This is a genomic window from Rhodococcus sp. ARC_M5 (genome assembly GCF_022810405.1).
Lineage (GTDB): Bacteria > Actinomycetota > Actinomycetes > Mycobacteriales > Mycobacteriaceae > Rhodococcoides > Rhodococcoides navarretei.
In genome coordinates, this window is record NZ_JALGQE010000025.1 from 1 (window position 1) to 24,930 (window position 24,930).

The window sequence follows — 24,930 nt, forward strand, 5'->3', positions numbered from 1 at the left end:
GTCGAGTCACTGTGAGAGGTAACTCGTTCATCACTACGCGATGGCCCACCCACAACACGGGTACGACACGCCCGAGCTGCGGCTACGCCGCCTCACCGAATGTCCACCACCCCACGGGACTTACCCGTGGAAGATCGCTCCCGGCTCGATCCGGGTCAAGGCTCTAAATCGAGATGGCTCCGTTCACTTGGGGACACGCCAACCTCTCAGGTGATTAATCCGACGGGGATTACCCGAAACCATGTACCAGGTACTGCACGTACCTGATACTGTGCGAACACCTTATCGCGACGAGCTGCGCAGACAGAAGAGGAGAGACCGGTATCTATACAGAAATTGCTGGTCGAGCGACAGCCAGTCTTGTGACCTTTGGAAATTCGATTGCCCTCGCCGGCCAGGCATTGCGGTGGGCCGTGCGCGATATTGTCACCGGACGGTTTCCGTTTCGGGAGTTTGTCACACAGACGTGGTTCGTCATCACCGTAACGACGTTGCCAGCGATCCTGGTCGCGATCCCGTTCGGCGTTATCGTCTCGGTGCAGGTCGGAAGTCTAACCCAGCAGGTCGGGGCCACATCTATCGCCGGAGCCGCCGGTGGACTCGGGATCATTCAGCAGGGGGCACCGATCGTCACCGCGCTCCTGCTCGGTGGTGCGGCAGGGTCGGCCATCGCCTCTGACCTTGGCGCACGCACCGTCCGTGAAGAAATCGATGCCATGGAGACGCTCGGACTAAATTCGACACGTCGACTCGTCGCACCTCGATTCGTCGCGGTTCTCATCGTCGCTCCGATGTTATGCATGCTCATCGTGTTTACCGGTCTCGTGGCCGGCTACATCCTTAGCGTCAACGTCCAGGGCATCACGCCGGGGAGCTACGTCGCATCGTTCGCATCGTTCGCATCATCGGCGGACATCCTTGTAGCGCTGATCAAGTCAGTGGTGTTCGGTCTCGTGGTCGTGACAATCGCGTGTCATCGGGGCCTGTCCACGAAAGGTGGCCCCAAAGGTGTGGCCACATCTGTCAACGCCACCGTGGTCCTAGGGGTAGTGGCGTGCTTCGTCATCAACGTGTTCATCACCCAACTGACCATCATGTTCGTCCCGCAGACCATCGGATGACGGAGAACACGTGACCGCAGTACCATCCACCCGTTATAGTTTTGTTACTCGTCCGATCGTGCGTGCTGTGACACCCCTCGCTGAGGTCCCCGCGCAGCTCGGGCACATTACAACATTCACCATCGACACCGTCGCCGGAATTCGGCACGTCGCAACCACCTATCGACGACAGACGTTTTTATTCATACAGGAGTTTGCCTGGGGACGAGGCGCTGTACTGGTCGGCGGGGGTACCGCGATCGTGCTTGTGATTCTCGGAATGGCTGTCGGGGCGTCCATCGGCATCCAGGGCTACGCCTCGCTAGACCTGGTCGGGATGGGGTCTCTTACGGGATTCATTTCGTCATACGCCAACACTCGAGAGTTGGCACCGATGATCGCCGCGATCGGTTTCGCAGCCCAGGCCGGCTGTCGCCTCACTGCGGAAATAGGTTCGATGCGTATCGCCGAAGAGATCGATGCGCTCGAGTCGATGGCGGTGCGGCCGATTCCGTACATCGTCAGCACGCGTGTGGTCGCGGCGATCACTACCATCATCCCCCTCTACATCGTAACGCTGATACTCAGTTTCGGCGCGGCCAAGCTGGTCGTCATCCTTTTACACGGCCAGTCGGGTGGCACCTATGACTTCTATTTCGATGCGTTCCTCAAACCGCAGGATTTGGCGTTCTCAGTAATCAAGGTCCTCGTTTTCGTGGTGTCGGTCGTCATCATCCACAGCTACCAGGGTTACTACGCCAGCGGCGGAGCAGAAGGCGTCGGCCGCGCGTCTGGTCGAGCGATCCGCAGCAGTCTCATCATCATCGTCGTGGAGGACATGATCTTAACCCTGTTGATGTGGGGTTTCGATTCGGGCGTCAAGATTTCGGGCTAGGAGTTCAAGTGGCTGTATTTCAAGATCCATCAGGACGCGCGCCCTCACTGGCGAACTTGACCCTGCGCGGGATCGGGGTTCTCGTCGTAGTGACGGTTGCCGGCTATCTTCTGGCGGGCAACGCGACCGGAAAATATGAAGACAACACGACAGTGACGATCACCACCGACGCGGTTGGTGACGGGTTGAAGGGCGGATCGGAGGTGAAGTATCGGGGCTTCACGGTGGGCAAGGTGTCCTCGGTGTCGGGGCGCGACCAAAGTGTAAATGTGAAAATCGAGCTCACCGGAGTGAACGACGACATCCGGTTGCGTCAGGGCATGGCCGTGAATTACACGTCCGCCAGCGCGCTGGGGCCGACGGCACTGGAGATTGTCGACCCCGGGCGGGGAGTCCTCATCCGTGATGGCGGCAGCGTCTATGTGAGCAAGCTGCAGTCCGAACACACTTCGGTATCGACCCTGATTCGAAAACTCTCGAAGCTGGTCGATGCTCTCGATCAGCCGGCGTTCAATTCTGTGGTGAAGTTTGTCGTCGATGATTCCCAAACGTTTGCCGATGCCGGCCAGCTCATGTTCCAGATCGCGCAGCTCACTCGGGACGTTCAACAGCGGCCAGTGGGCCAGGATTTGGCGATCGCGGCAGACCTGTCCCAGGGCGTTGCCGACTTCATGACGCCGTTCGTTCCGGGCATCCTCATAAACGTCGACGTCGCTGACTTCTTCGCCACCGACGAGGCCATCAATCAGGCCACAGGCAACCTCAACAGCACCGGCGCGGTTCTGTTCGGGGGACTGGGAGGACTGTTGAGCGAAAACTACCCGGCGTTGAGTTCGGTACTGGACGTCGGCCTCGATCTGGCGAGGCCGGTCGCCAGATCGGCATCGGGACTCGCGCAGACCATTTACACCATCCCGCAGATCCTGGACAGCATCGACAACGCCACGCCGCAAGTCGGCGAGCGAGTACAACTTCAGGTCGCCCTGGTAGTGCAGACGTCACCTGCGCTGCAGAGCGCGCTTGCAGCAGGAGGACCAAGAAGATGAAGCTCAAGTCGTTAATTCCCACCATCGTCAAGATCGTCGCGTTCGCCGCAGTCATCGGCGTTCTCACCTACGTGATCATCGCCATCCTCGAACCCAGCTCGGACGGAGCGAGTTCTGAACGGTCTGCGGTCTTCTCCGATGCATCTGGGCTCAAGCCTCGCGACGGTGTGCGTTTGGCGGGAGTAAAGGTCGGTTATGTGACGGCGATCGGCCTGAAAGGGCCCACCGCGGTCGTTCATTTCCAACTGAACAACGACGTCGCGATCACGTCGAGCACCACCGCCGCCGTGCGTTATCAGAATCTTCTCGGACAGCGATATGTCGAATTGATCGGTGCGGCACAGGGAAAGACACAGGGGGCGGCGCTCACACAGGTGGCACTCGACAAGACCGTTCCCTCATTTGATGTGTCCACCTTGTTCAACGGGTTCAAGCCGGTGTTCGACACGCTTAACGCCGACGAGATCAATGAACTGCAGTCCAACTTGTTGCGCGTTGCTCAAGGTGATGGGAGGGGTATATCGCCTGTTCTGGAGCAGGTCGCCAACATCACCGCCTACGGGGACCAGCGGTCTGAGATCATCACGAATATCGTGACGAGTCTCGGCCAGGTCTCCGACCAACTCGAAGGCCGCTCGGCGCAGCTGGTCGAACTCGTCGACCAGCTGGGATCGATCGTCGACGCCTTCAGCCGCGTGAGTGACCGGTTGCGGGAGTCGCTGGGCGAGGTCAACCGGTCCATGGAGAAAACTGTCATCGCCGGGGAGCAACTTGACTCAACGTACGACCAGAGTTTCGCGACGATCTATCAGCGTCTGGCGCGAGAACCCGGGGAGTTGGAGGGGCTGCTGAATGGCGCGATACTGCTCAAGCCCCTTATGGACTCGCTGAACGCTTCGACGAATTCCACGCCGAGTGAGGCACGATGTTCGAAAGGCCTTCTGCCCCTGCCGGATACAGCCACGATTGCGCTTATGGGGCAACGATTGGTGGTGTGTAAGTGAGGTTGTTCAGTCGAAATCGACCGCATCACCAGTCCGAACGCAGACGCGACCTCATCGTCGCCGCTGTGGTGGTGGTGACCGTGGTGGTCGGTCTGGTAATCGCCGGGACCGTGTATATCGCACCGCCCGGCCAAAAGGTGTACTCGGCTCAACTGGTCAACACCGGAGGGCTGGAGTCGGGTGATCAGGTGCGTATAGCGGGGATAAGACAGGGAACGGTGTCGTCGGTGGACCTCGCGGGAACGTTTATCACAGTCGAATTTCGACTCGACGACTCAGTGCCAGTCCGTTCGGATGCCACCGCAGCGGTTCGCCTGATCACGCCGATCGGCGGGCGAGTTCTCGATCTGGACCCAGGGTCAGGACCGACCTCGCTGTCGGGGGCGATCCCCCTTGTTCAGACATCGAGTACTTACGACATTTCGGACACGCTCGAGACGACGACGCCGGTGTTCCGCGATGTAAAGGGCGTCGATCTCCGTCAGACTGCGTCGCTGCTGCAGAATGCGTTCTCCGACGGCAACACAAACATTCCCGACGCACTGAGGAACACCAGCAGTTTGATGGAACTCTTAGAGCGACAGTACGGTCAGCTCGACAAAGCGGTCGCTCTATCCGATGAATACGTCAACGCTTTCGCCGATCAAAAACAGGTGCTGGTCGACTTTCTCCGTCAACTCAGCTTCCTTGCCAGTACGCTGGGACCTGATATCGATAACGTCCGCGGCGGGTTCGACCTTCTCAGTCGTCTGTTCAAACTTCTCACGAGGCCGCTCGTGGCTTACAGCGATGGAATCGAACCGTCTGTCCAACAATACAAGACGCTCCTCGACAAGGTGTCGTCAGAGCTGCCAGGCTACTCCGATGCCCTGGCCCAGGTTGATCAGATCACTCAGCGCCTCGGCGTCCTCCTCCAGGCGCCGGTCGGTGCGTCGACTACCACAGAACCAGAGGTTCGTGTGTGCATTCCGAGTGGTGACGACAAATGTTGACTACATGGATCCGAAGACTGTTGCTCCTGATCGCCGTGGTGGTTGTGGTGGTCGCTAGTGTGGAAATAGGGGGGAGGGTGTCCGACGACACGCGCTCCCTGTGTGCCGAGTTCACCGACGCATCGGGCCTCTTCGAAGGCAACACAGTAGCCATGCTCGGCAAGAAGATAGGCAGCGTCGTCGGGGTGCACCAGAATAGTGATCAGTCCGGTGTAAGGATCGACATGCGGATCGACAAGAGCGTTCCGCTGCCCGCCGACGTCGGCGCGACTCTGGTGTCGACATCCATCGTGACCGAACGTCAAATCGAGTTCACCAAGCCGTACTCTGATGGAGCCCGATACGAGACGGATCAGTGCATTCCGTTGAGTAAGACGAGAACCCCGCTGGGAATCAGTCAGACGCTCGACTCGATCAGCAACTTGTCCGAGGACCTGGTCAAGGACAACGGCAGGAACACCGACGCGATCTTGCAGTCCCTCGAGCTCGTCTCCCGCAATCTAGAAGGAACGCAGGGTGACGTGGCCGGGATCATCAAGGACTCAGCCACGCTCATCGACGACCCGGCAAAGCGGGATATGCAGATTCGCAGCATCGTCGGGAACCTCGCCGCACTGACGGGGGTGGCAACCGAGAACGACAAAGAGGTGACCGCCCTCTTCGACAACTTCGTAGGTGCCATCGAGGTCATCATCGCGTTCGGCCAGACCTTCGGCTCGGCAGTCGAGTACGCGGGGACGTTCGTTCCGATCCTCTCGAGGTTCGCAACAGATTTCGGTCCCCCGATATTCGCGATCGGTGATGCTGCCGTTCCGCTCATCGCCGACATGGGAGAGCAGCCGGACATGGTGGTAGCGATCGCAGCCCGCACGGCAGACCTCATCGTGAAACACCCCGATGCCAAGTCAATTGTGCAGGCGTTCGCAGTGTCGCTGCCTTTGCGAAGCCTGGTCGGTGGCTGCGCCGCGCCGGTGGCAAACGGAGTCTGCGGGTCCAGCGATGTATCGAGGACGATCGCAGGGATGATGGGGGGAGGGGCCTGATGATCTCGGTCAATCGCGCATGCCTCGGACCCATGGTGGTCGCACTGATGGCAACGATAGTTTTCGTGACATCGTGTGGGATCAACGCCGACAATCCGCCGACGATAGCGACCTCCGACGCGGACGGTTACGACATCCAGATGGAGTTCACCAGCGCACTCAACTTGCCTGCCCTCGCAAAAGTTCTCTCGGGGGGAATCAGCGTCGGGTTCGTCGAAGATGTCACGTACGAGAACGGGCATGCGGTCGTGAAAGCTCGCATCGACAACACGACTCAGCTGCCGGGGGAATCGCGGGCTGAGCTGCGTCAGGACACTCTCCTTGGTGAGATCTACGTTGCCATCCTTCCCCCAGCCGAGCCGTCGACGGGTGCCTTGCTGCGGTCGGGTTCGGTGATCCCGTTGGCACGGACCGAGCCGGCAGCAAATGTCGAGGACGTCATGCGCGGGATGTCGAATGTCCTCGGGGGCGGTGAGCTCGACAAGATCCACACCGCGATCTCGACATTGAACACCACGTTCCCCAAGGACTTGCAGCAATTCGACGCCCTATACCAGACAACGCTGGAGACCGTCTCGGAGGTCTCCTCGAATACCGACAAACTCGACGTAGTGTTGAGGTCGGCGGATCAGACTCTGAAAGTGATCTTGGACGATCCGTCGGGAATCGACCGGATGCTGACCAAGGGCGGACGCAACTTTTCTGGCCTCGGCTACTCCCTGATCGAGGTCGCGTTACTCATCGCCAACTTGCGTGATTTCGCAGTGTCCGCGGGCAGGATCGTGGATCCGGAGTACTTACGGATAAAGGAGTCAGTGGCCGGGATCGCCCCGGTGATCGATTCGATCGCCAACTCCGACATCTACTCGAAGTCCGTCACGGAGCAGGCAACGAGCGTCATCCGCGACAAACTCATTCCATTCGTGCGGTCGCCCGACATTAACCTCTCGGACATCTCCATCGATGGTCGGGACCTAGCGCGGCGTGACGCCGAATCCTTCATAACCGTGTTGAGATCAATCGGAATGATGCCGTGAACCGCAGCAGCACGCTCATATCGATACTGGCTCTCGCCGTCGTGTTCGTCGTAGGGCTCGGCTACCTCGTCGTCGGCGTGGCACACATCAACCCCACCCGCTCCGAGTACTCCTTAACCGCCATCATCGACAGCTCAGGCGGTCTGCTGGACACATCGCCGGTGATGGTGCGGGGGGTACCCGTCGGAAAGGTGTCCTCGATCAACGTCGCGGATTCGGCAATTAAGGTCGAGATGACGATTGATTCCGACCACAAGATCCCCCAGGACAGCGAGATGTCTATCCAGAATCTGTCGCTCGCGGGGGAACAGTACATCAACTTCGTGCCCGCGGGCACGGCAACCGGTGGGTACTTCGATAACGGAGACGTGGTGCCCGCGGACGCGGTGCACGTGTCGCAATCGGTTCCCCAGGTGTTGCCAAAGTTGGCTGCAGTGGCAGATGGGCTCGACCCGGAATCGATCGAGTCCATCAACAAGACCGTCGCCGAGGCCGTCGCCGGACGGCAGGACGACCTCGACACGATCGGCGACATGATGCACCGTGTAGTCGATTTCGTCGGCAAAGATGGGTCCGTCCGGGTGACCGCAGACAACGCCGAGTTCCTGCTCGGCCTCTTGGCCGATGCCGGGGACGTCCTCAGTACGGCATCTGTACGCACCCCTGACGCCGTGAACGGGCTGGCGCGGATTCAACGGGCGTTCATCAGGTTCACAACCACCTCGTACGACAAGTGGCCTCCCGTGTTGAAGCTTGTGGAAAAGCTCAACGGCTATATTCAGATCCTGCAGCCGGATCTGCTGACGATCACCCGGGCGGTGAAACCGGCGACCGAGAAAGTTGCCGACACATACGTCGACTTCGGGTCGATCGGCGACCTCCTCGGCCGGACTTTCCCGGCGTCGCGACCAGGTCGCGCCGAGGTCCCCGTCACCGTGTCGCCGCCACTACGGTGACGCCCCGTCCGCAAGCGACTGTCACCGTTATTACACAGAAGGTCCCACATGACAAATGACGACCGAACGAAACCGCACCCCGAGCCCACTGAAGTCGAGGACAGCGCGGCCGCAGCGACGCCGGATGGCGATCTACTGATGGACGAAAACGCCCCAGCCGCGTCCGCCGTAGCCACGGCTGGGGCTGGAGACAGCGACGTCGACCCCCCCTCGCCAGGTGGGCACCGCTGGTCAGCATCGCCGCGATCACGTGCCGTGGTGGTTTCGGCCGTGATCGTGGTGCTCGCTGTGCTGGCCGGCGTGTTCGCCTACCTCTACCTCGAGGCCGACGAAGCGAAGTCGGTATTGGAAAACGACGCCGCGCAACGGGCCGCCGCGGCGAAGGCCGCCTCGGATTACACGACCAGATCCCTGACCTACAGCTACCAGAACACCGACGCCTTTTTCGCGGCAGTCAAAGAGGACGCGGGTGAGGCTCTAGTCAAGCGGTACGACGAGGTTCGGCCGACGCTGACCCAGATTATCCAGCAGGCCCAGGTGCAGGCGTCGGGACGCGTTCTGGCCACCAGCGTCACCGGTGAAACCGGTGACGCCGACGGAGAATACACGGTGATGGTCTTCGCGAGCCAGAAGACGCAGAACGTGCAGAATCCACAACCGAGTGAACTGCCGACATTGTTGAAGGTGGTCGTGACGAAAACCGCCCAGGGCTGGCAGATTCAGGACTATGGCCCAGCTGAATGAGACGGCTGCTCCGCAGAAGGAGTTCCACGAAGAGCAAGATGCAGGACGGTACTCATTCTTCGACGCGGTCGCAGATGTCGGCGGGGTCGACGCCGGTGAGGAGTTGGGTGATCTCTTCGGGTGGCGGGTGCCCCCTCGATCGGGTCAGTGATCCGTCCCGGTGTTTCCGGAGGGTTCGTCTCAGGGAAAGATGAAACCTCATGGCAGCAGGATCGAAGCGGTACTCGGCGGAGTTGAAGAAGGATGCCGTCGACATGGTGGCTCGGTTGGTGGCGCAGGGCGATACCGAGTGGGCGGCGATGCGCAAGACCGCGGATTTGCTCGGTGTGGGCGCCGCTGAGACCGTTCGTCAGTGGGTTCGGAAGGTACCCGTCGACGGCCCGGGCAGCACTGTCGAGTTACGTGCCGACGCCGAGGTCATCAGGAAGTTGCGTCAGGAGAACGCCGAACTCAAACGGGCCAACGGGATACTCAAGGCGGCGTCAGCTTTTTTCGCGGCCGAAATCGACCGGCCACACCGATAATTGTGGACTTCATCGGCACTCACCAGGGAAACCGGGTGGGTGCCGATGGTCTTGTCTGGGGTGTCGACTCGATGTGCACGGTGCTCTCCGAGCACGGTATGCACATCGCCCCGTCCACGTACTACGACCATGTCACTCGGGTGCCGTGTGCCCGAATACTGTCCGATGCACATGTCATCGATGCCATTCACATGCTCCGGACGCGGCAACCGCTCGCACGGGTTCTCGGTTCGCGGAAGACCTGGATTATGTTGCGCAGCAGCGGTATCGAGGTAGCTCGATGTACCGTCGAACGACTGATGCGGGAAATGAGGTGGCACGGTGCGCTCAAAAAGAAAGCGGGTCCGCACCACCGTCGCCGATCCGACCCACCCGCGGGCCGAGGATCTGGTGAAGCGCCGGTTCACCGCGGTGGCACCGAACCGGCTGTGGGTCGCCGATTTCACCTAATGCCGCACGATGTCGGGGTGGGCGTTCACGGCGTTCGTCGTCGATGTGTTCGCCCGGAAGATCGTCGGGTGGAAGGTCGCATCGGAGATGACCACCAGCCTCGTCGATACCGCCATCACTAACGCGATTGATTCCCGAAAACGTTCTGGTGTAACTGCTTTGAGTAATCTGATCCACCACAGTGGCGCTGGATCCCAGTACACGGCGATCGCATTCGGGCAGCGTTTGGCGCAGGAGGGCATCGCGGCGTCGATCGGAACGGTCGGCGACAGTTACGACAATGCCCTTGCCGAATCGGTGAACGCCGACTACAAGAATGAGCTCGTCGACAACGGCCCTCGCTTCCCCGGTGCCGCGGAATTGTCGTTGGCCACCGCACAGTGGGTCGCGTTCTACAACCGCGAACGCCCCCACAGCTACTGCCACGACCTCACGCCCGACCACGCCGAGCAACTCCACTACGATCGCACGCGCACCCTCAATCCGGAGGAGGCACTCACGCAGTGAGCCCTCCGGAAATGCCGGGACGGATCACAGTTTGCGAGTGGTCGAACACCGACAGAATCGGGAATGTCGGGATTTTGCAGGCCTCCTCGCCGTGCCGACGGTCGAAGACACAGCGATGGTCACCACGGCGCTGAAGACGGCGTTGCGGCGACGAGATCACGGTGGACACCGCGTCGGCTCAGGGCTCATCCATCACAGCGATGCCGGCAGTCAGGGCGGATTTAACCTGTCGTCGCAACACAGTGCCGTGAAGCCGAGTTCATCTGCTCTGCAAGCACTTCCGCTGGGGTTCGCCACCCAAGTGTTTTGCGCGGGCGGTTGTTGAGTGCATCCGTCACGGCCTGAACGTCACTTCGACGGTATCGAGCGAGATCGGTTCCCTTCGGAAAGTATTGTCGCAACAATCCATTGGTGTTTTCGTTCGTTCCCTGCTGCCAGGGGCTGTACGGGTCGCAGAAGTACACACGGATCCCGGTTTCTGCGGTCAACTCCGCATGACGTGCAAGCTCCGCCGCGGTCCCAGGTCACCGATCTGCGCAGGTGCTCCGGCAGCGGTGTCATCGCAGCCTGGAGTGCATCGCAGACCGACTGACATGTATGGGCCCAGGACATCTTTGACCGATTGTCATCGACACATCGTTACCCGCTTCTGGGGCGGTGGGCGTTGAAGTTCCGAATGGCTTTGGTTGAGGTTCGCGCGTAGACGCCGAGCTCGGTGGTTCCGTCGAGGACCCGAAAGTAGTTGTCTTCGACCACGACAGTCACGATGGTTCCGGCATGGGTACGGCCGACCTTGAGCAGCTGACCGGTCACCATGACCCGGCCGTCTTTCGGGACGCGTCGCTGTACGGTCTGCGGTCCGGCCGGCGGCGGCGCGGGCAACGTTCCCGTAGCTTCCCGTGCGCCGGTCAGACCCGCGAGCTGGCTGGCATCGAGCGGGTTCGGCAGTGTCGCGAGCAGGACGTTGTCGACACTGGCGTGGATCAGCCCTGAGGCGATTCGCAGCGTCACTCGTGTTCCCGCTCTGTCGGCTCCGAGGTGAAGTCGGTGACCGGCGAGGATGACGGTTCCGTCTCGTCCTGCGGTTCGGTCGACCTCGATCGGTCTCGGTTTGGTGGGCAGGACTGCGGTGTCTACTGCCGCTGTTGCCGGAGATGGTCGGCCCTGGCGTGTGCCGCGCATGGCGAGGCGTTCGAGGTCGGTGTGGGTCAGTCGCGAGCGCACTGTCTTGATCACGGTGTCGTCGAGGATGACATGAATGCTGACCAGGTCGATCCACAGGGTGACGGTCCGTCCGGCGTGGTTGCTTCCGATCCACAATTGTTGCGCTCCAGCGACATTGGTCACGCCGCTCGGTGGTACCTGGGTGTCGAGCTCGATTGCACTGCTGCTTCTTTCACGGCCCACCGTTGTCAGGCTGGAGCTTGCAGCGGTGAGAGTTGATGACGAATCGGACTGGCCGTTGTCGGTTGTTCCGTCGTGATGCTCGTGGTGGGCTCGCGCACGGAACAAACTCGCGGGTGTTGCCATGTCCAGACTCTGGTGGGGCCGCAGGGTGTTGTAGGCGTGCACCCATTCGTCGAGGGCGGCTTGGGCAGCAGCGATGTCGGCGAATGCGCCTGCCTCATCGAGGAATTCACGACGAAGGGTTCTGTGGAATCGTTCGATCTTGCCAGTTGTGGTGGGTGAATGGCGTCGGGTCAGTCGTGCGGTGATCCCGAATTCTCGGCATGTTCGCTCGAACAGCACTTCGGCCGGCAGCGGCCGAGTGTGTTTACCGGTGAATTGCTTCCCGTTGTCGGTGAGTACCTCGAACGGCGAACCCCACTTGTGGATGGCAGCGATGAATGCTTCACATACTGCGTTCCCGGAGGGGTGCTCGAGGACGGTTGCGGTCACGATGAATCGTGAGTGGTCGTCGATTCCGGTCAGCATTTTGCACTCGCGTCCGCCGACGAGGAACATTCCGCCGACGAGGTCGAGCTGCCATAGGTGCATCGGCGCTTCGCGCTGCCAACGTTTGTAGACTCGTTTATGTTGTTGCTCTTGATGATTGACCAAGCCGTTGCGGACGAGCGTTCGGTGGACGGTCGCGCGAGATGGGGTTCGGTCTCCGATTTCTTTGCTTAGCTCGAAGCAGATGCGGCGTGCGCCCCACCGCCGGTGATGTCGTCGCATCTCGCAGATGAGGGCTTCGATGTCGGGCTGGATACGGTTCGGGCTCGCATGTGGTCGTCTCGACGAGTCGACAAGTCCGTCGATACCCGAGTTTTCGTATCGCTTGCGCCACGCTGTGACGGTCTGTCTGGAGACGCCGAATCGCTCGGCGACGTCGCTGACCGGTGAGCCGTCGTTGACCTCGGTAATTGCTCGGAAAGCGGACCTGGACAGTGAGTCGTTCGGCGATGTTGGCATCGGATTCGAGGGGCTGAGGGGAAGGCACACCCAACGATCACCAAAGCTGGTGAAGCGTCAGATATGTGCCGATGACGTTCCGTCAAAGATGTGTTGAACCTTTACACGTCACCGACTCCGATCCGTAACCGGACAACGCCGGCCCGTTCTTCACCGGGGGCGCATCCCCGTACCCATCCTTACGTGGCAGATGCAGCAACGTGGTGAATCTGCTGGTGCGTTCGACAAGCGTACCCACTGTGGACCTGCCCAGCCCGATGATCAGACCTCCTTCCCAATGCCCTGGCGTTTTGCGATCAGCGACTTCGTCTGGCCGCGAGCCGATGGTGACGTCATCGGTGATGAATCCGGTGCGGAGCTTCTTCGCTCGCGCCCTCGGCTCGCGCAATGCTCGTCCGGTGCGCAGGCACGCCACCAACTCTCTATCCTGCGCTCCACGTCCTTCGATGCAGAGGGATTGGTAGATCGCTTCGTGGGAAATGCGCATCGACTCGTCGTCCGGGAAGTCGATCGGCAGGCGGTTGGCGACCTGTGCCGGGCTCATGCGCTGGCCCATCGTCGGTCCGCTCTCCGTGCCTTGTTGCGTCCCTTCCACGATGCGAACGGGCCGACAACCTCACCGTTTTCGTCGCGGATCACGCCCGAGAGCACTTCCTGTACGTACTCTCGAAGAGGTTCGTGTTCAACGAGTTTGGCTACCTTGGGTCGCCTTGCCGCAAGATCGGCTTCCATTGCGCCACTGATGTGCGGTACTCGACCTTGCCGCCGCGGGTGGCAGCGTTGCGGCGGAGTTCTCGCGAGATCGTCGACGGTGATCGCCCCGATCTGGTCTGCGATATCTCGCATGCTCATACCGTTCGCGCGAAGCAGGGCAATCTCCTCACGTTCGTGAAGGTCAGATACCTCCCCGTGGGCGGGGCCAAGTCAATCGGCGGCATACCTCCAGCGTGACGGAACCACCGTGAACCCACCGGCCCCGACACGCCGCAAGCGGTGCCGCGTCTTCACTGGTCAACCCCAACGCGATCTGCGCCCAGAACTCGCGTTCGAGATCTCGGCGTACCGGCGGACGACCCGGAGATTTCATCACCGCCCGCCCAGTCAACGTCGCCGCCCATTCTGGTGGTCGTCCCATCGAAACACCCTCCATCCCTTGAGGTGTTGCGTCGACCGGTTGAACCTGGTCAGTACACGTCGATCGCGTTCGCGGAAACGCTTGCGCTCGAGGGGATTGCGGCACCGATCGGCAGCGTCGGGGATGTGTAAGACAATGCGTTGGCCGAGAGCACAATTGGGTTGTTCAAGACCGAGGGAGTATCGAAGAGAGGCCCGTTCCTGAACGGCCCGCTAAAGACCATCGACGATGTCGAGTTCGCCACGATGGGATGGGTCGACTGGTTCAACCAACGCCGCCTCCCACAGCACCCTCGACTACCTCACACCAGACGAATTCGAGAAGGCCTACCACAGTCAAGAATCGGCTCTCCGCCCGGAGATGTTGCAAGCGTAGGAGCGGCAAGAAACCCGGGACGGTTCACTGACACGGCGCGCCGTCTGGTGGCGTTGCTTCACCCGCCTGGGCGCTATCGGACTGGATGCTGGGGAACGCCCCAGGGCGCAAAGCGGGTCGGTCAACCCTGATGTTCACTCTCTGCTATCGACTCAACTTCCTCGAGCGTGGTGGGGATGTGGTACGGCGGTCTGCTCGTGCCCGAGATGCGATAGCGGTCCCAGAAATCAGGGTCGCCCACGACGCACTCGGCGCGTCCCTCTGGTGTCGCAAAGACGGCAACCGTGCGCCTTCCCGAGAGGGCGGCGTGGAGCGCATCATTCTTGTCGATCCTTCCGTACCAGGTGTATAAGCCGTTGAGGGGCTGGAAATAGCCTTTGATCTTCACCCCGACAGCAATCTCCTTGCCACGGCACACCAAGGTGCCCTCGCCGGAGTAGTCGAGATCGTGGTCGTCAGACACGCAAGGCTCACTTTCTTCACATCAAACATTGACAAAAGAACGCATTGGCGCAGACACTATCAGTATCTGGTACCCGGAGTACGGGTATGAAGTCGAGACTCAGCTCGGCCCGGAACGCAACGGAGGTGTCACATGACCGTTCAAAATGTGGAGACCAAGCCCGACGTCTCAACGGAAGGCGCTGCGCGTGTCAGCGCCCGCAAGCCCGTCGACATGCAGAGATCTGCCGGCCGACTGCTGCGGGCGGCGGCCGAAAAATTCTATGACGCGGAGATCGACATCGATTGGGACTCACCCTGGGAGGAAGGAAAGTACTACCTGCCAGAGCATCGGGTCTCGCTCTACGGCACCAAGCTGTGGGAGAGAATGAGCGACGAGCAAAAGGCGGAACTCGGGCGCCACGAAATCGTCAGCATCCTCAGCTTCGGTATCTACGCGGAGAATCTGCTCAGCTCGGCGCTGCTCCGAACATCCGCCAAAGGCGCCCTGACAGATCAAAGGTCCCTCTACGCCCTTAACGAGATCGGCGACGAGGCACGTCACTCGACGATGTTCGCCCGACTGATCAACAAGACGGGCCTGGCACCGTACAAGTTGCCGAAGGGGTTCTTGAGCATCGCGAAGATCTTGCACTTTGTGCCTCTCGGCCCGTCCGTGTCCGGCGCGACTCTGCTCATCGAGGAGATCCTCGACCGCGCTCAGCGCGAGGCGATGAATGACCCGAAAATGCAGCCGCAGCTGCGCCAGCTCATGAAGATCCACGTTCTCGAAGAGGCCCGTCACATCACGTTCGCGCGGCTGGAAATGGTGGAAGGGATGCAGCGTCGCGGACGCATCTCGCGCGCCTGGCATAGAGGCACGTTGGCGGCCATTGCGAACTTTGCATACCCGTTGCTCATCAATCCGAAGGTATATCCCGATGTCGGAATCAGCCGTCTGCGCGGCCTGTGGGCGCAGCAGACGAGCCCGAACTATCGCGTCAACTTGCAGTTCATGTCCGAGCCGATGATCCGATTCTTCCACGAGGCCGGAATGATGGAGGGGAAGTTCACGATGGCGATGTGGCGCGCAACGCGCAGCCTGCCCGACGATCTGCGCTAACACGCCCGGCCCGGTCCGCGCGTCCCACAGCCCATTCCTCGACCCCACGACCGGATTCCTCGGTTCGTGGGCTTGGGCGGATGACATTCCCACACCTGCCACGCGTCACGGCGCGCCGTGCGGGTCCGTTTTCTGCATTCGATCAGGAGATTTTCACAATGCCGTCCTCCAACGCCAAGTCCGCCGCCACGGCGACAGACCCGGGAATAACCGAGCCCATCACTACCAAAGTTCTCATCATCGGCAGCGGCTTCTCTGGCCTCGGTATGGCCGTCCAGCTCCGCCGACGCGGGTACAGTGATTTCATCGTTCTAGAAAAGGCCGACTCCGTCGGTGGGACGTGGCGCGACAACACCTATCCGGGATGCGCGTGCGACGTACCGTCACTGATGTACTCCTACTCGTTCGAGAGTCGCGGTAGCTGGTCGAAGGTGTGGTCCTCGCAGCCCGAAATCGAGCAGTACCTGAAAGATATCTCCAACAAGCGTGGTGTCACTCAGAAGATCCACTTCGGGCAGAAGTTGGTCTCCGGATACTGGAGCGAGTCCGAATCTCGGTGGCACCTGCGTACCGAGTCGGGCCGGGAGTACGTCGCGCAGTACATCGTGTCCGGTGTCGGCGCTCTGCACATCCCGAATTTTCCGAATATCCCCGGAATCGACGAGTTCGCCGGTCAGGCGTTCCATTCGGCACAGTGGGACCACACGGTGGATCTCCAGGGCAAGCGGGTGGCCGTCATTGGCACCGGTGCCAGCGCGATTCAGTTCGTGCCGTTCGTGCAGAAGGACGCCGGCACACTCACGGTCTTCCAGCGAACCCCGGCTTGGGTACTTCCACGCAAGAACTTCGCGGTGCCGCCGGTACTTCGGACGCTGCTCAGCAAGATCCCCATTACTCGCCGCCTCGCTCGGTGGTCGGTCTACTGGGGCGCAGAGAGCCTGGCCTTCGGGCTCAACGGCCACTCCAACCTTATGCGACCAATCGAAAAGGTGGCGAAATGGAACATCGAGCGTTCTATCACCGACCCCGAGCTACGCCGGAAGCTGATGCCGTCCTACCGCATCGGATGCAAGCGCATCCTGGGATCGAACGACTACTACCCTGCGCTCGCCGCCCCCAACACGACAGTGATCAGCGATCGGATCGAAAAGATCACTGCCGATTCGATCGTCACCCCTGACGGCGTGTCACACCCTGTGGATGTGATCATTTACGCCACAGGGTTCCATGTCACGGACGGGTTCGATCAACTCGCGCTCAAGGGCGCTCGGGGCGAGGACTTGCCGTCGCACTGGCACCGGACGGGCATCAATACCCACCTCGGCATCACCACCGAGGGCTTCCCGAACCTGTTCTTCCTGCTCGGACCTAACACGGGTCTTGGGCACAACTCTGTCGTGTTCATGATCGAGCAGCAGATCAAGTACATCATGAAGGCCATCGACGCCGTCGACAGTCGAGGTGCGGAGCGTGTTGATGTGCGGGCCGAGGTTCAAGAACACTTCAACAAGAGCATCCAACACAAGCTCGCCAAGGGCGTGTGGACCAACGGCGGATGTACGAGTTGGTATCTGGACTCGCAAGGTGTCAACCGTACGGTGTGGCCCGGGTTCACCTGGCAGTACTGGCGAGCGACGAAAGACTTCGAGCCCGCCGAGTACGAGATCGCCTGACAATCCAACCGTAGGTCATCGAGAAGTGAGTATCCGACAGTGAGTAGTTCGACAGCAGGCAATTACGCGACCCAGGTCGCAGTCGTCACGGGAGCCGCCTCAGGGATCGGTCGGTCCCTTGCCCTCCAACTGGCCGAACGCGGGGCCAGCCTTGCCTTGTCCGACGTCGACGAAGTGCATCTCGAGGAGACGGCGGACATGTGCCGTACCGCGCATCGTGCGACCGTGGAGACCGCGGTGTTGGACGTGGCAGATCGTGCTGCGTTCCAGGTTTACGCAGAGAGCGTGCAGTCGTCTTTCGGGCGCGTCAACATGGTGTTCAACAATGCCGGCGTCGCCCTCGGCGCCGACGTTGTCGACATGTCCTGGGAGGATTTCGACTGGCTGATGGGCATCAACTTCGGTGGTGTCGTCAACGGGACCAAGGCGTTCCTGCCTTATCTGATCGCCTCTGGTGATGGTCATCTGGTAAACACCTCCAGCGTCTTCGGTCTGGTCGGGATCCCCAGTCAAAGCGCTTACAACGCCGCGAAGTTCGGTGTGCGTGGCTTCACCGAAGCGCTTCGGCAAGAGATGAAAATCAGTCGGCATCCGGTCACGGTGACATGCGTTCACCCCGGCGGCGTCAAGACTAATATCGTCAACAACGCTCGTGGTGTATCCGATATGGGGGCAGATACCGCCACCATTGCCTCGATGTTCAACAACATCGCCAGGACCACTCCGGAGAAAGCTGCGTGCGCCATCCTCAAGGGAATGGACAAGAAGAAGCCCCGAGTGCTGATCGGCGCAGACGCACGTGGCTTCGACTTTGTCGCACGCGTTGTCGGTCCGCGCTACCAGGACATCTCTGCGCCTGTCACACGCGCGGGCTACGCCTTGGCTCGTAAGCGGGGGATCATCAAATGACCCTCGAACAGGAGAATCGGCCGGGCACCACCGCGCGATCGCGAACGCTGACCGTGTCGGAGGTCGTGCAGGAGACCAAGGACTCCGTGAGCATCGCCTTCGAAGTGCCTGACGAGATCGTCGACGATTTCAAGCATCTACCCGGGCAGTTCATTACGTTGAAGATCCCGTCCGACCAGACGGGCCACGTCGCACGATGCTACTCGCTGAGCAGTTCGCCTCATGTCGATGACTTCCGCCTCGAGATCGGGGTGAAGCGCACCGCTGGGGGGTATGCGTCGAACTGGTTGTGTGACAACGTTTCCATCGGCATGGAGGTGACCGTCCTCACGCCATCGGGAAAGTTTACCGCTAAGAGCCTCGACGTCGACTTGCTCTTCTTCGCTGGCGGAAGCGGCATCACTCCGGTTCTGTCGCTGGTGCAGTCGGCTCTGGTGTCGGGCAGTGGGGAAGTTGTCCTGTTCTACGCAAACCGTGACTCCGATTCGATCATGTACAAGTGCCGGCTTGAGCAGATTAGATCTGAATTCGCCGAGCGGTTCACTTTGGTTGACTGGCTTGAGTCGGAGAACGGGATTCCCACATCAGAGGCTGTAGAAAAGATTATTCGTGAACACAAGGGATCGGCAATTTTCACCTGCGGGCCTTCCCCTTTCATGGATCTTGTGGAAAGCTCTGCCGCCGCATGCGGAGTGGATCATTCGGATGTACATCGAGAGGTATTCCAGTCGCTGACGGGTGACCCGTTCGACACCGCAACACTGCGTCGACTCAGTGACGACGAGGGTGTAGCTACGGCCACGGTTTACCTGAACGGAGAGTGCATCACCACGGAGTGGCCACGTAACACGCCTCTGCTCGATGTGCTGCTCTCGCGAGGGCACAATGCACCGTACTCGTGCCGAGAGGGCGCATGCAGCGCGTGTGTGTGCAAGCTCATCGATGGCGATGTCGAGATGGTGCAGAACAACATCCTCGTAGACGACGACATTGAAGACGGCGAGCGACTCGCGTGCCAGGCACTTCCGCTCACCGACGCTGTGACGGTGAGTTTCGATGACCTCTGACTCCTCGAAAGCTGGCCTATTGTCGCGGCGGTCGCGGGAGGTTCTCTCCAGTGACGGCACGAGGCTGTTTGTCGAGGAGTACGGGCTCGGTGATGATGCGCCGCTGTTGGTGTTCAGCCACGGGTGGGCTTGCCAAGGTCGGTTCTGGAGACCTCAGATCGAGCACTTCGCCACCACACACCGTGTGGTGGTGTATGACCAACGAGGGCATGGCTGGAGCGACCGGGGTCGCGCGCCCTTCTCTTCGTCGGTGCTCGGCGACGATCTCGAGGCTGTCTTGCGCGCTGTCGTCACGTCTAATCGTAAGGCATTGGTGACCGGTCATAGTATGGGCGGGATGTCCATCATGGGTTGGGCTGCCGAGCACCCGGAGTCGGTGCCCGTCTTATCCCGTGGTGCCGTCTTGGCGAGTACCGGCCCCTCGCAGTTGGTGAGTAAATCGACGCTAATTGGGTCGCCACGTCGATTCCGCGCCTCACTGGAGCGGGCATTCGCAGCCGGGCTCGCCACCGCGGGACCGGAGATGCTTGACACTCGCTTCAACCGACGGTTGGTGAAATACGGGACGATGGGTCCACACGCGCCAGCAGACGTTGTGGCTGAGTGTTCCGACATAGTACTGCGGTGCCCCCCTGCGGTTCGGGGAATGTGGGGCAGGGTCCTGGCCACCATCGATGTGAGCAAAGGAATCGACTCACTTACGGTTCCGACGACCGTGATCGTGGGCTCGGCCGACAAGTTGACACCCGCGGTTCATTCCATTGATCTCGCCGACCGACTGCAGCAGCGCCGCCGGTTGCATGAGTTCGTGGCGTTGCCACAGATCGGTCACATGATCAACATGGAGGCACCAAACTATTTCAACGAAGCAGCGGCCCGATTGGACGCAGCCACGGTAGGCGATGGCTTTTGAACCGTCGACCGGACACACATGAGCTCGTGAGACGGCCACGATCGTCGACAGGCCGCGCGTGTCCGAGTTGGGAGGGGTCCATCGAGGCGTACAGCATCGATGGCATCGCCACGGTGATCTTTTTTGCGTCGATGGTGCGCAGCACCTCGGCGGATAAAACTTCGGCAGCACCATCATCGGGCCGCCTTTCGTCAGGGTCGGCACGAAGAACGCGGCCCCAGCATGCGACAGCGGGGTGCACATCGAGAATTTGGGGAACCCGGCCATTCTCACTCCGGAGAGTTGAATCTGCGTCATCGTGAACATTGCCGAAGCCTCCGATGGCTCCCTTCGGCTTTCCGGTCGTGCCGCCGGTGTATGTGATCGACACGGTGCGATCCGGCGGACGATCGGCTGCTTGAGGGAGGGTGCCGAACCGCTGCGAGCGAACCGAGAGGTTTCAGCGAACGGCTCTCCAGCCCGACTCGCTTGAGAGGACCCTTCAGGGTATTGTTAACCCCATAATGTCATTCGTCCGCCGCGTTTCATTTACTCCATCTCAGGTGCAGCGTCGAGTGGCCGATGCCCGTAGCACCCGCTGGGATGAGCATAGAGTCGAGGTACGCGCGCAGCTGGTCGACGCGACCATACGGATCATCGAACGGTATGGTGCAGGCGTCAGCATGGACGACATCGCTGCGGAGGCCCGTGTATCTAAACCAAAGCTGTATCGCTACTTTGGCGACAAAGCGGGCTTGAACGCGGCGGTGGCGGCGAAACTCGGTGCGTTGATGTGGGATTCGGCGAAAGTCACTATTCTCGCCGACCAAGATTATCTTTCGGTTGACGACATGGTTCGCTCGTCCGTCCAGAGCTACGTCGCGCTCGTCGGGCAGTATCCCACTGTCGTCAGATTCCTTATGGCGAATCACTTGTTTCAGTACTCCGGATCGGGAAATGGCGGAGTTGCTGACGAACTGAGGTCGGTGATGGAGGTCGTCGCCGATCGGTTCACTGAAAGTCTTCAGCGTGTTCACGCAGATACTTCGGTCATTCCCTTGGCCGTGGCGTCCATTCTGGGTTCTGGTCTATCTGCGACTCAGTGGTGGATCGACAACGGTCGTGAGCAAGGGGTGGATGATACGTTCTTCGCCGCACACCTATCAGAGACGACGTGGGGAATCATCGACGGCGCGGCCGCAACCGTAGGCGTGGCCTTCTCACGCAGTCTGCCATTCAGCCATCCCGGTTTCGCGTCCCGCCACAAAATGGACTGAATCACCCTAGATATCCAATAATTGTAACTTGTCAAGCTGCGTCGGGTTGTTGCGCGGTGCGGTGTGCCCAAGCGGTGTGTTCGTCGTATTCGGTGCAGTGGCGTACGCACCCGTGCAGGAGCCCGACAAGTCTGTTGGCGAGTGCGCGGAGCGCTTGGTGGTGGAGGTCTCCGGTAGCACGGTGTTGTTCGTAGAACGCGCGAGCGGCCGGACTCTGGCTGAGGGCGCAGAACGCCCACCGGTCGATGGCATCGTAGAGCCGCCGGTTGCGGATATGTCGAGCCAGTACGGCCCGCTTCTTGCCCGACGCAACTGTCAGGGGTGACGTACCGGCGTAATTCTTGCGAGACTTGACGTTGGTGTAGCGGTCGACGTCGTCGCTGAATTCACCGAGCCCCGGGCGGCGAGGATGACACCGATTCCTGGCAGGGAGAGGTAGATGGCGGCGTTGTGTGTCAGCGTCCGGGTGTGTTTCAAAATGGCGGGTCAGATCGGCTTCGAGGTCGCCGATCTGACGGTTCAACTCCGCGATCAACGCCAAGAGTGCGCCCGGCATCGCGCTCGACCTGCGCTGCGAACGCCTGCAACCACGAAAGGCGAACGCTACCGATCCCGTTTCTGCGCCCGCTGCGCACTCCGCGACGACCTCCATGCAATCTTGATATTCGATAACGAGGACATCGCGCTGGACGCGCTCCTTCAAGCGTTGGGCGCAACAAATCGACCTCAGAGCGCGGTCATCTTGATGCGAGGCGCGCGGGCCTCGCCTGCCGCCGCGGAGCGGCAGAGATTGGGGTCGTCGCAGCATTCGGCCGAGGCAGGTCGGGTGTGAGATAGTTGCATTCGCGAGATGCCCTTCGTGGTGGCTGGAATGTTCCCTAGACAAGAACTCAGTTACGGGCAGTCCGCAAACGCGGCCTCAGAATAGTCATCTCCAGGTCCGAAATCCTCGCGGCAGATCACTTCTCTCTTTAAAGCTATGTCGGCTTGGTCGATCCTTTAGTGCGGTTCACTTCTGACATAGTGCAGTTTATCTTTCGAAACTAACAGCGGTGCAGGCCGAGCGCACGAAGACGCGACAGACTCGGCACAATGTTTTCACGACAGAGAGGTCCGACCATGAAAAGAATTCCAGACGAGGTCAGCGGGTCGGCCGGCCCCGCTATCGAGAACTGGGCGCGCTCGTTCTGGAGCACGAGTTTCGATTCGCCTGATCTACCGCCCCACCACCCCGACTGTCTTGGTTGTGGGCCGCAGAACCCGCACGGCCATGCCCTGTCGGTCCAGCGTGACGAGAACGGCGTGGTGGCTCACCATGTGTTCGATCAACGTCATGTCGGGGCACCCGGGATAGCACACGGCGGCGCGGTGGCGACCGTTCTCGACGATCTGTTCGGCTTCCTGCTCTACACAGTGGGTGAGCTCGCCGTGACGCGGCGTCTCGAGCTCGACTACCTAGCGCCGGTTCTGCTCGGCACTCCATACGTATTGCGTGCTGCCGTTCGGTCTCGTGATGGGCGCAAACTGGATCTCACGGCCACGATGGACGATGCGCAGGGCCGCTCGGTAGCCACCGCTACTGCCCTGTTCGTGGTGGTCGAGGTCGAACACTTCATGCAGTCCCAAGCCCGAGCCCAACTCCGGGCCACAGACACGAATCACACCGAAGAATAGACACCCTGGCCGACCTTCACCGACGTCCGTCACCCGCGGTGGCTGTCGTACGGCTGCGTCTACCTGGCGCAAAGACGGCGAGGACGAGTGCCCCAGCGGCGGTCAGCGCCGCCAACGACAGCGTCGCCTGACCACTTCCGTGTACGAATGCGGCTCTGGCGAACTCGGCCAGCGGCTGACCAGCTGGTCCTGCGCGGTCGGCGACCTGCAACGCGGCGGCCAGAGAATCGGCCACCGGACCACGGGCAGGCTCGGGTAGCTGGGGCAGAGCCGGCTGAATGTGCTGAACGTAACCGGCCGCGAGCACGCTACCGGCTACCGCAATCCCAATCGCGGCACCGATTTCGCGAGCTGCGTCGTTGACCGCGGCAGCCACCCCGTGCTTGGCCTCAGGAGTGTCCGAGACGATGGCGAAAGTCGCAGGGGCGGTACACAACCCCAAACCCGCACTCATGATGAGCAAGGGCCACAGCAGGTCAGGGTAAGTTGCCGCGACGGTCAATCTGCTCACCATCACCAGTCCCGCCGCGATGGTGAGCAGACCTACAGTGGTCATCACCCGCAGGCCAACAATGTTCGACAGCCAGGGTGCAATCACCGAGATCACGATGAGCGGCACGACCATAGGGGTCAACGCCAACGCGGCGGTGAGCGGTCCATAACCGAGAATCAACTGCAGATACTGCACCAACAGCAAGAACACCCCGAAGGTCACCAGAAATTGGATACAGACCGACAGTGCGCCGGCACCGAAGCCACGGCGGGCGAACAACCGGACATCGAGTAGGGGTGCCGAGGAACGTAGTTCTACGACGACGAACACCACAACTGCGAACAAGCCCACCGCAGTGCTGATGGCGACGAGCGAATCCGACCAGCCACGGGCCGGAACCTCGATCACAGCGAAGACGATCGCCCCGACCGCGACAACTACGGTCACCGCGCCCACCCAATCGACCGGTGGATGCTCCTGCTGGCGGGACTCCGCGATACTGCATGCCAACCCGGCCAGAACCGCTCCGGCGACGGTCAACCCGACGAACACCGAGGTCCACGACCACTGTTCGAGCAGCACACCAGCCCCGAGGATGCCCAGGACCGCCCCGGATCCAGCAACCCCGGCCCACACACCTACAGCGCGGCCGCGATGCGCCGGTGGAAATCCCGCGGTCAGTATCGACAGCGTCGAGGGCATGACCAGCGCCGCACCCGCCCCAGCCAACGCGCGAGCAGCGATCAGCCACGCCGGGTCGGCGAGAAACAAGGGCAAGGCCGACGCGAAAGCGAACAACGCCAACCCCGCCACGAGCACCCCGCGGCGACCGTACCGGTCACCGATCGCACCGGCAGGCAGAACGAAGCACGCCAATACCAGCGTATAACCGTCGACTATCCAGGTCAGTTGAGCTTGCGTCGCCCCTGTCGCGACCGCGATCTGTGGCAACGCTGAATACAATGCCGCCATTGCGGCCACCACCAACGCGACCGCCATGCACGACACAATCAACATCCACCACTGGGCACCGCTCCATCGAGCGACGCTGGCAGAGTCGGATCTACGTTCGTTCAACGGCCAGCCTCCCAGTTAGAGACTGATCGTCTCGGTACGAGACTATTAGTATCATAACTTTGCGGGTGTGACAGAATGGTC

At 60.8% G+C, this 24,930-nt stretch carries 20 protein-coding genes and 6 pseudogenes; 19 read left to right on the top strand and 7 right to left on the bottom strand.

Translation table 11 applies throughout. From position 1 onward, the window contains the following. Nucleotides 1-413: 413 nt before the first annotated feature. From MTX34_RS23810 to MTX34_RS23860, 11 genes and pseudogenes are all read left to right on the top strand, one after another. The gene (locus tag MTX34_RS23810) at nt 414-1,121 is read left to right on the top strand and encodes an ABC transporter permease (protein ID WP_228139276.1); all 708 of its coding nucleotides are present in this window, start codon (nt 414-416) and stop codon (nt 1,119-1,121) included. A 10-nt stretch (nt 1,122-1,131) separates the two neighbouring features. Continuing rightward, complete coding sequence (locus tag MTX34_RS23815; RefSeq protein WP_027498257.1) at nt 1,132-1,995, top strand: ABC transporter permease; 864 nt, start codon at nt 1,132-1,134, stop codon at nt 1,993-1,995. Nucleotides 1,996-2,003: 8 nt separating this feature from the next. After that, a complete protein-coding gene (locus MTX34_RS23820; RefSeq protein ID WP_068052708.1) occupies nt 2,004-3,041 on the top strand; it encodes an MlaD family protein in 1,038 nt (345 codons plus the stop codon). Continuing rightward, the gene (locus MTX34_RS23825) at nt 3,038-4,045 is read left to right on the top strand and encodes an MlaD family protein (RefSeq protein WP_068052711.1); all 1,008 of its coding nucleotides are present in this window, start codon (nt 3,038-3,040) and stop codon (nt 4,043-4,045) included. The genes MTX34_RS23820 and MTX34_RS23825 overlap by 4 nt, the downstream gene beginning before the upstream one ends. Continuing rightward, nucleotides 4,042-5,037 carry an MlaD family protein gene (locus tag MTX34_RS23830; protein WP_027498254.1) on the top strand — a complete coding sequence of 332 codons (996 nt, stop codon included), beginning with the start codon at nt 4,042-4,044 and terminating at the stop codon, nt 5,035-5,037. Before MTX34_RS23825 ends, MTX34_RS23830 begins: the two co-directional genes overlap by 4 nt. Further along, nucleotides 5,031-6,080, top strand: coding sequence for an MlaD family protein (locus MTX34_RS23835; protein WP_027498253.1), 1,050 nt, complete (start codon nt 5,031-5,033; stop codon nt 6,078-6,080). Before MTX34_RS23830 ends, MTX34_RS23835 begins: the two co-directional genes overlap by 7 nt. Next, nucleotides 6,080-7,117, top strand: a complete 1,038-nt coding sequence (locus tag MTX34_RS23840) for an MlaD family protein (RefSeq protein ID WP_032370850.1) — start codon at nt 6,080-6,082, stop codon at nt 7,115-7,117. The genes MTX34_RS23835 and MTX34_RS23840 overlap by 1 nt, the downstream gene beginning before the upstream one ends. Then, the gene (locus tag MTX34_RS23845; RefSeq protein ID WP_027498251.1) at nt 7,114-8,073 is read left to right on the top strand and encodes an MlaD family protein; all 960 of its coding nucleotides are present in this window, start codon (nt 7,114-7,116) and stop codon (nt 8,071-8,073) included. Before MTX34_RS23840 ends, MTX34_RS23845 begins: the two co-directional genes overlap by 4 nt. A gap of 48 nt (nt 8,074-8,121) precedes the next feature. Beyond that, nucleotides 8,122-8,817, top strand: a complete 696-nt coding sequence (locus MTX34_RS23850; protein WP_027498250.1) for a hypothetical protein — start codon at nt 8,122-8,124, stop codon at nt 8,815-8,817. Beyond that, complete coding sequence (locus MTX34_RS23855; protein WP_155288583.1) at nt 8,801-8,968, top strand: hypothetical protein; 168 nt, start codon at nt 8,801-8,803, stop codon at nt 8,966-8,968. Before MTX34_RS23850 ends, MTX34_RS23855 begins: the two co-directional genes overlap by 17 nt. Before the next feature lie 49 nt (nt 8,969-9,017). Beyond that, nucleotides 9,018-10,298 (top strand): annotated as a pseudogene (locus MTX34_RS23860) (IS3 family transposase). 221 nt (nt 10,299-10,519) lie between these two features. On the opposite strand, the pseudogene MTX34_RS23865 reads toward MTX34_RS23860, so the two are convergent. The 3 genes and pseudogenes from MTX34_RS23865 to MTX34_RS23875 all read right to left on the bottom strand — a co-directional run. Further along, a pseudogene (locus MTX34_RS23865) lies at nt 10,520-10,886 on the bottom strand (IS30 family transposase); the annotation flags it as partial. Between the two features lie 51 nt (nt 10,887-10,937). Continuing rightward, nucleotides 10,938-12,713, bottom strand: coding sequence for an IS481 family transposase (locus tag MTX34_RS23870; RefSeq protein ID WP_068052714.1), 1,776 nt, complete (start codon nt 12,711-12,713; stop codon nt 10,938-10,940). Nucleotides 12,714-12,831: 118 nt separating this feature from the next. Further along, nucleotides 12,832-13,863, bottom strand: a pseudogene (locus tag MTX34_RS23875) (helix-turn-helix domain-containing protein); the annotation flags it as partial. Between the two features lie 14 nt (nt 13,864-13,877). On the opposite strand from MTX34_RS23875, the pseudogene MTX34_RS23880 reads away from it, so the two are divergent. Continuing rightward, nucleotides 13,878-14,129 (top strand): annotated as a pseudogene (locus tag MTX34_RS23880) (IS3 family transposase); the annotation flags it as partial. 215 nt (nt 14,130-14,344) lie between these two features. On the opposite strand, the gene MTX34_RS23885 reads toward MTX34_RS23880, so the two are convergent. Continuing rightward, a complete protein-coding gene (locus MTX34_RS23885) occupies nt 14,345-14,686 on the bottom strand; it encodes a DUF4873 domain-containing protein (protein ID WP_027498244.1) in 342 nt (113 codons plus the stop codon). Nucleotides 14,687-14,818: 132 nt separating this feature from the next. Between MTX34_RS23885 and MTX34_RS23890 the strand changes: the two genes are divergently transcribed. The 5 genes from MTX34_RS23890 to MTX34_RS23910 all read left to right on the top strand — a co-directional run bounded on the left by MTX34_RS23890 (nt 14,819) and on the right by MTX34_RS23910 (nt 20,349). Next, the gene (locus MTX34_RS23890) at nt 14,819-15,787 is read left to right on the top strand and encodes a diiron oxygenase (protein ID WP_027498243.1); all 969 of its coding nucleotides are present in this window, start codon (nt 14,819-14,821) and stop codon (nt 15,785-15,787) included. 158 nt (nt 15,788-15,945) lie between these two features. Further along, nucleotides 15,946-17,460, top strand: coding sequence for an NAD(P)/FAD-dependent oxidoreductase (locus MTX34_RS23895; RefSeq protein WP_027498242.1), 1,515 nt, complete (start codon nt 15,946-15,948; stop codon nt 17,458-17,460). A 39-nt stretch (nt 17,461-17,499) separates the two neighbouring features. After that, complete coding sequence (locus MTX34_RS23900; RefSeq protein ID WP_027498241.1) at nt 17,500-18,369, top strand: SDR family oxidoreductase; 870 nt, start codon at nt 17,500-17,502, stop codon at nt 18,367-18,369. Continuing rightward, complete coding sequence (locus tag MTX34_RS23905; protein WP_027498240.1) at nt 18,366-19,436, top strand: ferredoxin--NADP reductase; 1,071 nt, start codon at nt 18,366-18,368, stop codon at nt 19,434-19,436. Before MTX34_RS23900 ends, MTX34_RS23905 begins: the two co-directional genes overlap by 4 nt. After that, entirely contained in the window at nt 19,426-20,349 is a 924-nt protein-coding gene (locus MTX34_RS23910) for an alpha/beta fold hydrolase (RefSeq protein ID WP_027498239.1), read from the top strand. Before MTX34_RS23905 ends, MTX34_RS23910 begins: the two co-directional genes overlap by 11 nt. Nucleotides 20,350-20,379: 30 nt before the next feature. Here MTX34_RS23910 and MTX34_RS23915 read toward each other — a convergent pair. After that, nucleotides 20,380-20,746 (bottom strand): annotated as a pseudogene (locus tag MTX34_RS23915) (AMP-binding protein); the annotation flags it as partial. A gap of 106 nt (nt 20,747-20,852) precedes the next feature. Here MTX34_RS23915 and MTX34_RS23920 point away from each other — a divergent pair. Beyond that, nucleotides 20,853-21,605 (top strand): TetR/AcrR family transcriptional regulator, encoded by a 753-nt coding sequence (locus MTX34_RS23920; RefSeq protein ID WP_068052725.1) that lies wholly within the window; start codon nt 20,853-20,855, stop codon nt 21,603-21,605. 31 nt (nt 21,606-21,636) lie between these two features. Here MTX34_RS23920 and MTX34_RS23925 read toward each other — a convergent pair. Beyond that, nucleotides 21,637-22,152, bottom strand: a pseudogene (locus MTX34_RS23925) (transposase); the annotation flags it as partial. A 572-nt stretch (nt 22,153-22,724) separates the two neighbouring features. On the opposite strand from MTX34_RS23925, the gene MTX34_RS23930 reads away from it, so the two are divergent. After that, nucleotides 22,725-23,279 (top strand): PaaI family thioesterase, encoded by a 555-nt coding sequence (locus MTX34_RS23930; protein ID WP_027498237.1) that lies wholly within the window; start codon nt 22,725-22,727, stop codon nt 23,277-23,279. Nucleotides 23,280-23,295: 16 nt separating this feature from the next. On the opposite strand, the gene MTX34_RS23935 is transcribed toward MTX34_RS23930, so the two are convergent. Next, nucleotides 23,296-24,771: an MFS transporter gene (locus tag MTX34_RS23935; protein WP_371827903.1), complete on the bottom strand. Its 1,476-nt coding sequence runs from the start codon at nt 24,769-24,771 to the stop codon at nt 23,296-23,298. Nucleotides 24,772-24,930: the final 159 nt, after the last annotated feature.